At 72.3% G+C, this 15,423-nt stretch carries 6 protein-coding genes (1 of these 6 only partly in view); all 6 read left to right on the top strand.

Annotation, left to right across the window (positions count from 1 at the left end; all coding sequences use genetic code 11):
* Tightly spaced (each overlapping or abutting the next), the 6 genes in view from ABZ842_RS17560 to sbnA form a layout consistent with a single transcriptional unit that may run on beyond the window.
* Positions 1-10,013, top strand: partial view of an amino acid adenylation domain-containing protein gene (locus tag ABZ842_RS17560; protein ID WP_361537574.1) — the 3' portion only. 7,837 nt of this gene lie to the left of the window's left edge; only the last 10,013 of its 17,850 coding nucleotides appear in the window; its start codon lies beyond the left edge, outside the window; it ends in the stop codon at positions 10,011-10,013.
* Positions 10,010-10,774 carry an alpha/beta fold hydrolase gene (locus ABZ842_RS17555; RefSeq protein ID WP_361537573.1) on the top strand — a complete coding sequence of 255 codons (765 nt, stop codon included), beginning with the start codon at positions 10,010-10,012 and terminating at the stop codon, positions 10,772-10,774. Before ABZ842_RS17560 ends, ABZ842_RS17555 begins: the two co-directional genes overlap by 4 nt.
* A complete protein-coding gene (gene ccrA, locus ABZ842_RS17550) occupies positions 10,771-12,036 on the top strand; it encodes a crotonyl-CoA carboxylase/reductase (RefSeq protein WP_361537572.1) in 1,266 nt (421 codons plus the stop codon). The genes ABZ842_RS17555 and ccrA overlap by 4 nt, the downstream gene beginning before the upstream one ends.
* Positions 12,033-13,202 (top strand): CoA transferase, encoded by a 1,170-nt coding sequence (locus tag ABZ842_RS17545; RefSeq protein WP_361537571.1) that lies wholly within the window; start codon positions 12,033-12,035, stop codon positions 13,200-13,202. Before ccrA ends, ABZ842_RS17545 begins: the two co-directional genes overlap by 4 nt.
* Positions 13,199-14,446, top strand: a complete 1,248-nt coding sequence (locus ABZ842_RS17540; RefSeq protein ID WP_361537570.1) for a cytochrome P450 — start codon at positions 13,199-13,201, stop codon at positions 14,444-14,446. The genes ABZ842_RS17545 and ABZ842_RS17540 overlap by 4 nt, the downstream gene beginning before the upstream one ends.
* Positions 14,443-15,423 (top strand): 2,3-diaminopropionate biosynthesis protein SbnA, encoded by a 981-nt coding sequence (gene sbnA, locus ABZ842_RS17535; RefSeq protein WP_361537569.1) that lies wholly within the window; start codon positions 14,443-14,445, stop codon positions 15,421-15,423. The genes ABZ842_RS17540 and sbnA overlap by 4 nt, the downstream gene beginning before the upstream one ends.

Raw genomic sequence — 15,423 nt, 5'->3', positions numbered from 1 at the left:
TGCGTGCGACGCTGTACGCGCTGGAAGACAGCGAGCACGTACTGCTGTTGGTCCTGCACCACATAGCGGCCGACGGCTGGTCGATCGCGCCGCTCGCCCGCGACCTCACCGAGGCGTACCGCAACCGGGCCGAGGGCCGGGCCCCCGCGTGGACCCCCCTGCCGGTGCAGTACGCCGACTACGCACTCTGGCAGCGAGCGGCGCTCGGCAGCCCCGCAGACCCGGACAGCGCGATGGCGCAGCAACTCGCGTACTGGCGCCGCAACCTCGCCGCGGCCCCCGCCGAGACGCAGTTGCCCACCGACCGACCCAGGACACGCGGGGCCACGCCACGGGGCGAACGGTTGACTTTCGAGCTCGGTGAAGAGCTGCACGCCCGGCTGCTCGACCTGGCACGGGCCCACCGCGCCACCTTGTTCATGGTGCTCCAGAGCGCCGTCGCCGCCCTGCTGACCAGGGTCGGCGCAGGCAGCGACATCCTGCTCGGCAGCGCGATCGCCGGGCGGACGGACACCGCCACCGAGGACCTGGTCGGGTTCTTCGTCAACACCCAGGTCCTGCGGGTGGACACCTCCGGCGACCCCGAGTTCGGCGAACTCGTCGACCGGACCCGCCACGCCGCCCTCGCGGCCTACGACAACCAGGACCTGCCGTTCGAACAGCTCGTGGAGGCGCTGAACCCGGAGCGCTCCCCAGGCCGCCACCCCCTCTTCCAGGTCATGATGGTGCTCCAGAACGCCCCCCGGACCGAGCTGTCCCTCCCGGGCGTACGGATCAGCGGCGAACCGCTCGACGTGGGCGCGGTCAACTTCGACCTCGGCTTCAACCTCGCCGAGCGCACACCGGCCGCGGGCCGCCCCGCCGGCGTCGCCGGAATGGTGGAGTACCGCTCCGACCTCTTCGACCGCATCACGGTGGAGCGGATCGTGGCACGGCTCCAGCGGTTGCTCCAGACCGTGGCGACCGACGGCTCCGTGCGGATCAACGCCGTCGACCTGACAGCCGGGGACGCGCTCGACCGCCACCTCGTCGCGGCGCCCGTCGCACGCGGGATCGACCTCGCCCGGATCGAGGACGTCCTGACCGAGTACGAAGGCGTCCAGCAGGTCGCCGCCGTGGCGCGGCACGACGCCGCGACGGGGGAACCGACGATCGTGGTGCACGCCCTGGCACCCGACGGCACGACGCTGGACGTCGACGCACTGCGCGCGTTCGCCGCCCGGTGGCTGCCGGACCACCTCGTGCCCGCCCAGTACACCCTCACCACCGCCCCCTCGCCCCCCGAACCGGACCCCCGGCCCACAGCCGTTGCGGCGCCGGGCACACCGCGTCAAGAGGCCCTGTGCGCGCTCTTCGCCGAAGTGCTCGAACACCCGTCGGTCGGCGTCGACGACGACTTCTTCGCCCTCGGCGGGCACTCCCTGCTCGCCGTCCGGCTGATCGGGCGGATCCGGGACGAACTGGGGGCGCAGGTCCCCATCCGACAGCTCTTCGAGGCGCCGACGGTACGCGCCCTCGACACGGTGCTCGACCGGGAGGCACCCGTCCGTCCGCGCATCACCGGGGCCACCCGGCCGCAGCGCGTCCCGCTGTCCTTCGCCCAGCAGCGGCTGTGGGTGCTCGACCGGTTGGAGGGGCCGTCGGCGACGTACAACATCCCCTTCGCAGTGCGCCTGGAAGGACCCCTGGACACGACGGCGCTCCAGGCCGCCCTGCGGGACCTCGTGGACCGCCACGAAGTGCTGCGCACCGTCATCGACAGCCACGACGGAGTGCCCCACCAGCGGGTCCTGGCCGTCGACGACATCTGGCCGGGCACGGACCTCCGTGCCGTCACCCCCGCCGCGCTGGCCGCGGAACTGGCCACTGCATCGGCACACGCCTTCGACCTGGCCCAGGAACCCCCCTTCAGGGCGCGCCTGTTCACCCTCGCACCCGACGACCACGTGCTGTCGGTCGTCCTGCACCACATCGCGGGCGACGGGGCGTCCCTCGGACCGCTCGCCGCGGACCTGTCCACCGCCTACGCGGCCCGGAAGCGGTCGAAGGCGCCCCGGTGGGAGCCCCTGCCGGTGCAGTACGCCGACTACGCCCTGTGGCAGCGCGCCGTGCTCGGGGACGAGAGCGACCCCGACAGCCTGGTCGCCCGGCAGCTCCGACACTGGACCGAGACCCTGACCGGGGCGCCCGAGGAACTCGCGCTGCTCACCGACCGCCCGCGCCCGGGCGTCGCCAGCCACCGGGGCGCGCTCGTCGAGTACGCCGTCTCCGCAGGCACCCACCGCTCGCTCGCCCGGCTCGCCGAACGCCGCGGCGTGACGCTCTTCATGGTCCTACACGCGGCCCTGGCGGCGGTCCTCACCCGACACGGCGCCGGCACCGACGTGCCCATCGGCACCCCCGTCGTCGGCCGCGACGACAGCGCCCTGGACCAGCTGATCGGGTTCTTCGCCAACACCCTGGTCCTGCGCACCGACACCAGCGGCGACCCGGAGTTCACCACCCTGTTGGACCGGGTCCGCAGTACCGACCTGGCCGCCTACGCCCACCAGGACGTGCCCTTCGAACGGCTCGTCGATGCCCTCGGCGTCGAACGGTCGATGGCCCGCAGCCCGCTGATGCAGGTCCTGCTGGCGTTCGACCAGTACGGCGACGCCCCGCTGCACCTCGACGGGGTGCGGGTGAGCTCCCACCCCACCGGACATCTCGCCGCGAAGTACGACCTCGCCGTGAACGTCGCCGAACACCGGGGCCCCGACGGGGAGCACGCGGGGCTCACGGGTGCCCTGGAGCTCGCCACGGACCTCTTCGACCCGTCGTCAGGGGAGGAACTGGCGGCGCGGCTGGTGCGCTTCTTGGACCGGGTCGCCGCCGATCCAACCGTGCGCATCGGGGCCGTGGACCTGGAGGCGGGCGCAGACCCGTTCCCCTGGAACGACTCCACCCGCGCCGTACCGCTCGAACACCCACTGGCCGCGTTCGAACGCCAGGCATCGGACCGCCGGGACCACGAGGCCGTCGTCTGCGGCGAACAGCGGGTCAGCTACCGGGAACTCAACGAACGCGCGAACCGGCTGGCCCACCGGCTCATCGCCGTCGGCGTTCGGGCGGAGCAGATCGTCGCGCTCCACCTGCCGCAGTCCGTCGACCTCGTCGTGGCCCTGCTGGCGGTGCTGAAGTCCGGTGCGGCGTACCTGCCGGTGGACCCCGACTATCCCGCCGAGCGGGTGCGCCTGCTGTTCGACCGGGCGGCGCCCGTTCTCGTCTTGACCGCGGGTGGCCCGGGGCCCGTGCCGGTACCCGCACTGGACGTTCGGGAGGGCCTGCCGGAACTTCCCGCCCACGACCCCACCGACGCGGACCGAGCAGGGCCGTGGTCACCCGACCACGCCGCCTACCTGATCCACACCTCGGGGTCGACCGGCACCCCGCGCGGGGTGCTGGTGACCCACCGCGGCCTGCCCCACCTGGCCGCCGGCTCCATCGAGATGTACCCCGTGGAGCCAGACGCCCGCGTCCTGCAATTCGCTTCCCCCGGGTTCGACGCGGCCACCGCGGACCTCCTGTTCACGCTCTCGGCGGGCGCGACCGTGATCCTGCCCGGCACCGACCGGGTCACCGCGGCGGCGAACCTGGCCGACATCGTCTCCGCCCACCGCGTCACCCATGCGACGCTGACCACGACCGTCGCCTCCCGCATCCGCCCCGGCACCCTGCCGGCGGGCTTCGTCCTCGCGCTCGCCGGCGAGCAGGTGCCCGGCGCGCTGGTGGCCCGATGGTCGTCCTCCTGCCGGGTCCTGAACGTCTACGGCCCCACCGAGACCTCGGTGACCGCGACCATCAGCGAGCCGCTGGCCGGCAACGGCCGACCACCCCTCGGCCGACCGATCGCCAACGCCAAGGCCTACGTGCTGGATCCCGGGCTGCGCCCGGTCCTCCCCGGCATGGTCGGCGAGCTCTACCTCGCCGGCCCCGGCCTCGCCCGGGGCTACCGCGGCGAGCCGGCCGTGACCGCGGGCCGCTTCCTCGCCGACCCCCACGGCGCACCGGGCGGGCGCATGTACCGCACCGGCGACCTGGTCCGTCGGCGCCGGGGCGACGAGTTGGAGTTCGTCGGCCGGGCCGACGGGCAGGTGAAGATCCGCGGCAACCGGGTCGAGCTCGGCGAACTCGAACACGTCCTCCTGGAACACCCCGCGGTGCACGCCGCCGCCGCGGCAACCTTCACCACCGGTGACGGACAACGGCTCGCGGGGTACGTCGTCGCCGAGCCGGACGGAGTCGACCTACCGCAACTGCGCAGCTGGCTCGCCGAGCGGGTCCCCGACCACCTCGTGCCGTCCGCGCTGGTCCCCCTCCCGACCCTCCCCGTCACCGCCCACGGCAAGGTGGACCGCGCGAAGCTGCCCGCCCCCGACGCCACCGCAACGGGCGCCGCAGGGGCGTCGGGCCGTCGACCGGTCACCGAGCACGAGCGCGTCCTGTGCCGGCTGAGCGCCGACCTGCTCGGTGCGCACGACGTACCCGCCGACGGGCACTTCTTCGAACTCGGCGGCGACAGCATCCTCGCCATCCAACTGGTCAGCCGGGCGGGCCGGGAAGGGCTCGCCCTGACCGCACGGGACGTCTTCGAACACCCAGTGATCGCGGAACTGGCCGCCGTGGCGGCGTCCGGCCGCCCCGCACCCCGGCAGGTGCCCGACGCGGGAGTGGGCCCGGTTCCGCTGACGCCCGTCATGCACTGGCTGCGGGAACAGGGCGAGGACATCACGGGCTTCGAACAGTCCGTCGCCGTCGAGGTCCCCGCCGGCCTCGACGAAGGGCACGTCACCACCGTCCTGCAGACGCTCCTCGACCACCATGACGCCCTGCGGATGCGCCTGACCCGCGACGCCCACACGCAGCTGTGGGCCCTGGACGTCCCCGCACCGGGAGCCGTCGACGCGCGGGACCTCCTGGTGACCTTGGACGCGGCAACCCTGTCCACCGACGAACGCACGGCGCTCGCGGCCCGCTCGGTGGCCGACGCCCGGGACCGGCTCGACCCCGACGCAGGCGTCATGCTGGCCGCGGTGTGGCTGCCCGGAAGCCCGGGCGCACCGGCGCTGCTCGTCCTCACCGCCCACCACCTCGTCGTCGACGCCGTGTCGTGGCGGATCATCGCAGGGGACTTCGGCGAGGCGTGCACCGCCCTCGTCGAGGGACGAGCGATCGAACTGGCCCCGGTCGGCACCTCCTTCAAACGCTGGGCCGAGTGGCTGGTCGCCGCCGCCGCGGACCGCACCCGGCTCGCCGAAGTCCGCCACTGGACAACCGTCCTGCGCACTCCCGATCCCCGCATCGGCCACCGGGCACTCGACCCCTTCGAGGACACCGTCGCCACCACTCGATCGCTGCTGAGGACGGCTTCGCCGCAGACGACGGCTCCGCTGCTCGCCGAGGTCCCCGCGGCGTTCCACGCACGGATGCCCGACGTGCTGTACACCGCCTTCGCCCTGGCGCTCAACGAGTGGCGGGCCCGTCGGAGCACCCCGTCCACCGGCGCCGTCCTGCTCGACGTGGAGGGGCACGGTCGCATCGAACAGGACGGCATCGACCTGACGCGGACCGTCGGCTGGTTCACCACGATGCACCCCGTCGCCCTCGACCCCGGCGCACCGCGGTGGACGGACGTCCAAAGCGGCGCCCCCGCGGTGGGCTCGGCGGTGAAACGGGTCAAGGAACAGCTCAGGTCGGTGGCGGACGCCGGGCTCGGGTTCGGTCTGCTGCGTTACCTCAACCCCCAGAGCATGCCGCTGTTGGCGCGCTCGGGGGCACCCCAGATCTGCGTCAACTACCTCGGACGGCTGCCCGGCTCCGCCGACACGGCGCCCGACACGGCGCCCGCGGGGGAGCAGTCCACACGCTCCGTGGCCCATGCCCTCGTGCTCAACACCATGGTCAGGGACGCCCCGGACGGGCCCCGGCTGGTCGCACACTGGACGTGGCCGACCGGTGTGCTGGCGGAACAGGACGTCGCAGACCTCGCCGACCTCTGGTTCGAGGCCCTCGAAGGCACCGTCCGCCACGCGCACGGCGCGACTCCCACCCGCACCCCGTCAGACTTCCCCCTCGTCGACCTGACCCAACGGCAGGTGGACTGGATCGAGGAGAGGTGGCCGGACCCGTCGGACGTGCTGCCCGGCACCCCGCTGCAGCAAGGACTGCTCTTCCACGCACTCCTCGACGACCTCGACGACCCCGACGGCGAGCAGGACGACCCGTACGTGGTGCAGACCGTCCTCACCGTCCCCGGCGACCTGGACCCCCGGGCCGTCCACCGGGCGGTCCAGACGGTCGTCGACCGCCACGAGGCGCTGCGTGCTGCGTTCGTCCAGCCACCTGACGGGCCGCCGGTCCAAGTGATTCCCCGACAAACAGCCGTGCCCTGGGAAGAGCGCGAGGTCGCGGACGCCTCAGGGGTGGCCGCCGTGGCGGCGGCGGAACGCCGGGCGGGCTTCGACCTGGCTGAACCACCGCTGATCAGGTTCCTGTGGGTGCGCGTGCCCGAGGAAGCGGCCCGTCTCGTCGTGACCAACCACCACATCCTGCTGGACGGCTGGTCCCTACCGCTGTTGCTGCGCGAGATCGCCGATGCCTACGGGGGCGCGGACGCCGCTCCCCGGCTGCCCGCCGTCACCCCCCTGCGGACCTATGCGTCCTGGCTCGCCCGGCAGGACCGCGCTGCGGCCGAACAGGCTTGGCGCACCGCGCTGTCCGGCGTGGAGGGCTGCCACCTGGCGCGCGGTGCCGCCCACGGCACCGGCGGCCCCCGCCAGGAGGTGAGACGACAAGTGGCCGAGGCAGCGGCGAGCCGCATACGGGCCACCGCCCGCGCGCTCGGCGTCACGACCAGCAGCCTGGTGCACGTCGCCTGGGGGCTCGTCCTCGGGCGTCTCACCGGCCAGCGGGACGTGGTCTTCGGCAGCGTGGTGTCGGGGCGGCCACCGGCCGTACCCGGGATCGAGTCGATGATCGGCTGCTTCATCAACACCGTGCCGGTCCGGTTGAACCCGTCCCCCGGCGAAACCGTCGCGGACCTGCTGCGCCGCTTCCAGGCGGAACAGGCAGCCCTCGGCGAGGCACACCACTTCGGCCTCACCGCGATCCACCGAGTCGCCGGCGTGGATGACCTGTTCGACACGGCAGTGGCGTTCGAGAACTACCCGACGGGTGGCGGCGCCGTCCAACTGGGTTCGAACGAGGGGGCCGTCGGGCTGGAGCAGGCCAGGGACTCGATCCACTACCCGGTCGGTCTCGTGGCGGCTGCCCACCCCGGAGGGATCGGCCTGCGGCTGATCCACCGCGTCGACCTGATCTCCGAGGACCGGGCCCGGCAGATCATGACGTGGGTCCTCGACGTCCTGGAAGCGATGGCGACCGACGCCGACCGGCTCGTCGATCGGGTGGTCGAGCACCGGGAGACTGCTGCGCCGCTTGCTGCGACCGTCGCGGAGGACGTCCGGGACCCGATCGCCGTCTTCGCCGAACACGTGGCGCTGACGCCCGAGGCCCCCGCCGTGACCGGCAGGGGAACGACCGTCACCTACGCCGAACTCGATGCGTGGTCCGACCGGCTGGCGCGGGCGCTGGTGGCCGCGGGTGCGCGAGCAGAGAGCACGGTGGCGGTGCTGCTCGACCGTACGCCCGCGATGGTCGCGGCCCTCCTCGGGGTGCTGAAGGCGGGCGCCGCGTACGTACCGCTCGACCACAGGTTCCCGCCCGAGCGGATGCGCTCAGTCCTCGTCGAGTCCCGGGCGTCCCTGGTGCTGTCCGACGTGGAGACGGCCGTGGCCTTCGGGCTCCCGGTCCTGGACCCGACCACCGCCACGGCGCCGGACGACGGCGACGGTCCGGTGCCGGTGCCGGTGCGGGTGGCCGGATACGTCATGTATACGTCGGGATCCACCGGGCGCCCCAAGGGCGTGGTGATCACCCGGCGCGAGATGGCCTGGCTCGCCCGCACCCCGGCGCTGCGCGGCCCGCGCCGGGTGCTGGTGCACAGTCCCCTCGCCTTCGACGCGTCGACGCTGGAGGTCTGGGGCACCCTGCTCAACGGCGGCACGTTGGTCCTGGCGCCGCCCGGTGACGTCGACCTCGCCGCCCTCACCGAGGTCATCCGCGATGAGCGGGTCACCTGGGTGTGGTTGACCGCCGGCCTGTTCCGGATCCTCGCCGAAGAGGAGCCGTCCTGCTTCGAGGGACTGGACGAGGTGTGGACCGGGGGCGACGTCGTCCCGGCGACCGCCGTCCGTGAGGTCCTGCGCCGACACCCCCACCTGACCCTGGTGAACGGCTACGGTCCGACCGAGACGACGGTGTTCGCCACGGTCCACCCGATGTGCGGCCACGACTCCGTCGAGGGGACCGTCCCCCTCGGTCTGCCTCTGCCGTCCACCCGCGTGCACCTGCTGGACCACCTCCTGCGCCCGGTGCCCCGGGAGACGGTCGGCGAAGTCTACGTCGCGGGTGACGGAGTCGGCCGGGGGTACACGGGGCAGCCTCAGCTCACCGCGAGCCGGTTCGTCGCCGACCCGGGCGGCACCGGGGGCCGCGCGTACCGCACCGGTGACCTCGCACGGCTGAACGCGGACGGCCTGCTGGAGTTCGTCGGCCGTGGCGACGAACAGGTCAAGATCCGCGGGTTCCGCGTCGAGCCGGGCGAAGCCGAGGCGGTCCTGTCCGGGCATCGCAGCGTGGCCCACTGCGTCGTGGTGGTCTCCCACGCCCCGTCGGGGGACCCGCGTCTGGTGGCGCACGTCGTACCGGCCGCCGGCAGCCCACTCGACTCCGACGCACTCCTGCGCCACGCAAAGGCGCTACTCCCCAGGTATCTGGTGCCGGCGTCGGTCGTCGTCCACGACGCCCTGCCCGTCACGGTCAACGGCAAGGTCGACCGCGCCGCACTCACCGCCCCGACGAGCGAGCCGCGCCACCGCGTCGCCCCGACGACCCGTCTGGAAGAAGCGCTCTGCGCTCTCTACGGCGAAGTGCTGGGGGTGCCCGAGGTCGGTGTGCACGACGACTTCTTCGCCCTCGGCGGAGACTCCCTGCTGGCGATCCAGTTGATCGGGCGGATCCGGCGTCGGCTCGGCGGGCAACCGACCATCAGCGACCTGTTCCGCACCCCGACGGTCGCAGAGTTCGCCGCCCAGCACCTCGTGGGCGGCGGGATCGCACGGAGCGCGGCCTTCGACGTCATGCTGCCCCTGCGCGCCCAGGGCACGGCGGCACCGGTCTTCTGCTTCCCCCCGGCCAGTGGGCTCGGCTGGCGGTACGCGGGGCTGCTCCGCGCCCTGCCGCACACCGTTCCGATCCACGCGCTGCAGGCTCCCGGCTGCGACGACGACGGCGCACTGCCGGAATCCCTCACCGAACTCGCCGACGACTACCTGGCCAGGATCCGCAAGGTCTGCGCCGGCCCGTACCGGCTCGTCGGCTGGTCCTTCGGAGGGCTCGTCGCCCACGAGGTCGCCGTACGCCTGCGCGAAGCGGGGGAGGAGGTGGAACTGCTGGCGGTGCTCGACTCGGCACCGCTGACCGGGCTGGTCACCGAAGTGCCCGACCGCGCGACGACCCTGCGTGCGGTGTGGGAGAGCGTCGGCGACCCGGCCGACCGGTCGCCGGACGAACTGACGGCAGACGAGGCGGAGGCCCTGTTGCGCCAACACGACAATCCGATGGTGGCCCTGTTGGGAGAGCGGTCCCAGTGCCTGGTACAGGTCGTCCAGAACTTCGCCCGACTGGCCGTGAAGCACTCGGCGCGCACCTTCGACGGGAACATGATGTTCTTCCCGGCCCTCCGTGGCCCCGCTGAGAGCCGCTTGACCGCGGACCGCTGGCGGCCCCACGTCACCGGCACCATCAGCATCCATCCGATCGACTGCGAGCACCGGCACATGCTCGACAGCGCGCCCCTGCGCGAGATCGGTCGCGTCCTGCGGGCCGCCCTCGGGGTCGAGGACCCCGCATGACCACGCGCCCGATCACAGGTCACGTCGCCTGGGGCGCGGAGGACGCCCCGGTCCGCATGGTGCTGCTGCACTACGCGGGCGGCTCCGCCGCTTCGATGCTGCCGTTGGCTCGGAACCTGCCCCGGACCTGCCACGTCGTCCTCCCGGACCTGAACGACCCTGCCGACCCGGCGCACACCTTCACCGCGGCGGTCACCCGGCTCCTGCCGAGGATCGCGGAGCTCCTCGACCGCCCCACCGTCGTCCTCGGCCACAGCATGGGCGCCCTGATGGCCCACGCGGTCATCGAGGCACTGCCGGACGACCGTCGGCGGCACGTCACCGACGTCGTCCTGTCGGGCTCCCGGTCGCCCGCGACGACGAGCAGCATCGCGACCTTCCCACCGGCCGCGTTCACCACTCGGACGCGGGCCGAGCTGGCGGCCGACATGAGCCGGTACGGCGGCTGCCCGCCGGAACTCTTCACCGACCCCCAACTGCTGCACCTGGCAGTGACGAAACTCGGCCACGACATGCAGCTCATCGACACCTACCGCACACCGGTCGGCCGTGCCGCAGGGGCCGGACCGACCGGCCCCGCGTACCACGTCTGGTACGGCCACGACGACACCGAGGCATCCGAGGCCGAAGCCCGCCGGTGGGCCGGCGCACTACCACGCCCGCCCCACCTGCGGGGATTTCCCGGAGGCCACTTCTACCTGCTGGAACATGCACAGGCCGGCCAGGCACTGCACCATCTCACCACCGCAGGGAATGGATGAACATGCCACAGGACCTCTACGAGCTCGGCTCCATACCTCCGCTGGGCGAGGTGCCGCGCCACATGTACGCAGCGCTCATCCGCCCCGAGCGCTACGGCCTGCCCCAGAACGCGATCAAAGTCGAGGTCGTGGACGTGCCGCCGCTGGGCCCCGGGCAGGTACTGGTGATGATCATGGCTGCCGGCATCAACTACAACGGCATCTGGGCCGGCCTCGGTGCACCGGTGGACGTGATCGCCGCCCGGCAGAAGAAGGGCGACCCGCACGCCTTCCACATCGCCGGTTCCGAGGGGGCGGGCGTGGTGTGGGCGACCGGCGAGGGCGCCACCCGGTTCGGCGTGGGCGAACACGTGGTGCTCGGCAGCCTCAAGTGGGACGAGACGGCCGACGACATCCGGCTCGGCACCGACCCGGCCGTGTCCACCTCCCAGCGGGCCTGGGGCTACGAACTCAACTTCGGCACCTTCGCCCAGTTCGCCGTCGTCGACGAGTACCAACTGCACCCCAAACCGGAACGCCTCACCTGGGAACAGGCCGGTTGCTACATCGCGGGCGGCGCGACCGCCTACCGCCAACTCTGCGGCTGGCCCCCGCACACCGTCCGTCCCGGGGACCCCGTCCTGGTGTGGGGCGGCTCCGGCAGCCTCGGTTCCATGGCGATCCAACTCGTCGACCTGCTCGGCGGCGTACCGATCGCCGTGGTGTCGTCCGACGACAAGGCGGAGCACTGCCTGCGCCTCGGTGCCCGCGGCGTGATCAACCGCTCCGAGTTCGATCACTGGGGCAGACTGCCCGACCACGACGACCACGCCGCCTACCAGGACTGGTTGGGCGGTGCGCGCGCCTTCGGCCGCAGGATCTGGGAGGTCCTCGGGGAGCGCCGCTCGCCCCGCATCGTGTTCGAACACCCCGGCCAGGACACCCTGCCCACCTCGCTCTACGTCTGCGACAACGGTGGGATGGTGGTCACCTGCGCCGGCACCAGCGGCTACAACGGCGACGTGGACCTGCGGTTCCTCTGGATGTTCCAAAAGCGCCTGCAGGGTTCGCACTGCGCCAACGCGCGGGAGACCCGCGAGGTGACCAACCTGATGGCCGCGGGCAAACTGGACCCCTGCCTCAGCCGTACGGCCCCCTTCGCCGACATCGCCGAGCTGCACCAACTCATGTACGAAAACGCCCACCCGCCGGGCAACATGGCCGTACTCGTCAATGCTCCGGAGCCGGGGATGACCACCCTGCCCGTCGGAGCGGGGGCATGACGGGCAGCCCGGGAGCCCCGTGGCTGCCGATGCGCGACCTGCGCGTCCTCGACCTGTCCCGATTGCTGCCGGGAGGCTTCGCCGGTTCACTCCTCGCCGACCTCGGCGCGGACGTCGTCAAGGTCGAGCCGCCCGCGGGAGACCCGCTGCGTCGCATCGCCCCCGAGACGTTCGCGGCGATCCACCGCAACAAGCGCTCGGTGGTGCTGAACCTCGTCGAACCGGAAGGGAAGCGGGCCCTACTGAACTTGCTGCCCGAGTACGACGTGGTCATCGAGAGCCACCGGCCAGGTGTGCTGGACCGGCTCGGCCTAGGCTATGCCGAGTTGCGCAGCGCCCACCCGCGCGTGGTCCTCTGCTCGCTCTCCGGCTTCGGCCAGAGCGGACCTTACGCCTGCCGACCAGGGCACGACGTGAACTTCCTGGCCCTGTCGGGGTTCTTCGCCGTACCGAGCCGGCCGGGCACCCGCGTGGAGCGCCCCGGCGTGCGGATCGCGGACCTCGCAGGTGCCATGTACGCCGCACTGTCGATCACGGTGGCGGTCCAGGACGCCGCCCGGACCGGTACCGGTCAGCACGTCGACGTGTCCCTGCACGAGGCGGCCACGGCGTGGGCCGGGCCACTGGCCCTGCCCTCGCTCCGACTGCCCACACCGGCCGACACCCCGGTGCTCACCGGAGACAACGACGTGTTCACCACCCGCGACGGTCGACGCCTCGCCCTCGCCCTGGTGGAGGACAAGTTCTGGCGCGCCTTCCGGGACCGAATGGCCGGCGAGTTCCCCGAACTGGCCACCGACGTCTACGACCGCCGAGCCGACCGGACGCTCCACAAGGAGACGGTGTCCGACCTCCTCGCCGGCGTCGTCGCCGGCCGCGACCTCGCGTGGTGGGCGGGGGAGTTGGCGGACCTGGACGTCCCCTGGGCACCGGTCCACGAGACGGCAGCGGAACTCCTCGACGACGTGCACGTCCACGCCCGTCGGCTCGTCACCGCCACCCCCGGCTGCGACACGGACCAGCAGTGGCATCAGGTCCGCTTCCCGGTGCTCTTCGGCGCCGGACTCGACTCCCTGCGCACCCCCGCACCAGCCCTCGGCCAGCACACCGGCGAGGTCCTGAGCCGGACACGAACCGCGCACACGACCGGAAAGGCCGCTCCATGACCACCTCCGCACCTGGTGGACCTCGGCTCGACGAGATCCTCTCGTCCGCCGACCGCGACGCCCGGTACGCGCTCTTGTCGGAAGGCTCGACCGTGATCCGCGGGAGCCACTTCGGCGGCGTGGACCTGTGGATCGTCACCGGATACGCCGAGGCCGTCACCGTCCTCACCGACCCCCGCTTCAGCAACGACCTCAGCGGCCAGGACGCCATCCCGCTTCCCGGCGCCAACCTGCCGGAGGACCTCCGCTCGGTCATCACCTCGACGCTCGCCGCCATCGATCCACCGAACCACACCCGACTGCGCCGGCTGGTGGCGCGAGCCTTCACCGCCAGTCGGACGCGGCGACTGCGACCGCGCGTCGCACAGATCGTGGAGGGCCTGCTGGCCGGGCTCACCGACCGAGCAGGCCCCGACGGCACGGTGGACGTCATGGAGCAGTTCGCCCACCAACTGCCCATCCTCGTCATCGGTGAACTGCTGGGGGTGCCGCCCGCCGACCAGGTCCGGTGGCGTTCGTCGGCGGAGGGACTCGCCAGCGGCGACCCCACCAGGATCGAGCCGAGCGCCCGTGCGCTGATCGCCTTCATGCGCGAAGCGATCGCCCTGCGCCGCAGCGGACAGGGCGCCGCGGACGACCTCCTCACCACCTTGACCCGGCCCGCGGAGGACGGCGACCGGCTCACGGAGGACGAACTGGTCTCCATGGCGCTGAGCATCCTCATCGCCGGTCACCGCACCACCGCGTTCCTGGTCAGGACCATGGCGGTACTCGTCCTGAGCGGAGCAGTCGAGTGCTCCGACCCGGCGGGGATCCCCGCCCTGGTGGAGGAGATCCTGCGCCGTCACGGACCCGCCGAGGTCGGCACCGTCCGCATCGCAACGGAACCCGTCGACCTGGCCGGTGCGGCGATTGCGCCGGGCGACCTCGTCCAAGTGGTGCTGGCGAGCGGCAACCGCGACCAGCGGCGGTTCACCGAGCCCTCCGTCATCGATCCCGCTCGGCAGGACAACGCGCACCTGGCGTTCGGGCACGGAATGCACTACTGCCTGGGCGCCGCCCTCGCCCGGACCATGGCACAAGAAGCCCTGGCGGGCCTGTTGCGGTACGCGCCCGCAATGACGCCCACACACACGCCGACGCTCGTGGTCACCAATCCCACTGCGGCACAGCTACCGGTGCGGATCCCGGCACCGGACCGCGACCGCCGGTGCCCCGGGCGGGAAGGCGGGGCACGACCATGACCATCATCACGTCACCGCAGGAGACGTTCGGCTCCGACCTCTACATCGACCTGCGCCCGATGCTGGGGCGCGAACTGTACGTGAAGTGCGAAGGGCTGAACTTCGGCGGCTCGATCAAGATGAAGGCGGCTGCCGCCATGGTCGCCGCAGCCGAATGCGCCGGCTCGATGACCGCGGACTCCGTGCTCGTCGAGTCCTCCTCGGGAAACCTCGGCGTCGCCCTCAGCGTCATCGCGGCGAGCAAGGGATTCCCCTTCACCTGCGTGACCGACCGCCGGTGCAACGACCTCACCGCCGCGACCATGCGCGCCCTGGGCGCCACGGTCCTCGTCGTCGACGAACCACACCCCGAAGGCGGCTTCCTCAAGACCCGTCTGGACCTCGTCCGTCGACTGTGCGCCGAGGACGAACGCTACGTCTGGCTGAACCAGTACGCCAACGTGGAGAACTGGCGGGCACACTACGAGACGACCGCGCCCGAGATACTGAAGACCTTCCCCAACGTCGACGTGGTGTTCATCGGGGTCGGTACATCGGGCACCGCGACGGGATGCGCGCGCTACTTCCGGGACAGCGGGAGCACCGCACGGACCGTCGCCGTCGACGCGGAAGGATCCGTGAGCTTCGATCGCCCAGCGGGCCCGCGTCTCATACCGGGACTGGGCGCGGGAGTACGGCCGCCCATGCTCGACGTCGCCCTGTTCGACGACGTGGTCCACGTGCCCGAGAGCGACGCCGTCCGGATGTGCCGCGTGCTGTCCGCGCGGGGCATGCTCTTCGGCGGCTCCACCGGAACCGTCGTCAGCGGGGCCCTGGCATGGCTCGCCCGGCACGACGCGAAGAGGTCGCTGCAAGCCGTGTGCGTCTCGCCCGACATGGGCGACCGCTACCTGGACACGGTCTACAACGACGAGTGGGTGCACGCCCACCTCGGCCCGGGAGCGCTGCGCCCGGCGTCCGACTTCGATGGCTCCTGA

Origin of the sequence: Streptomyces sp. NPDC047315 (assembly GCF_040643215.1) — a bacterium.
Lineage (GTDB): Bacteria > Actinomycetota > Actinomycetes > Streptomycetales > Streptomycetaceae > Streptomyces.
Note: the sequence above shows the minus strand (reverse complement) of the source record. Positions and strands in the feature narration are given on the sequence as shown.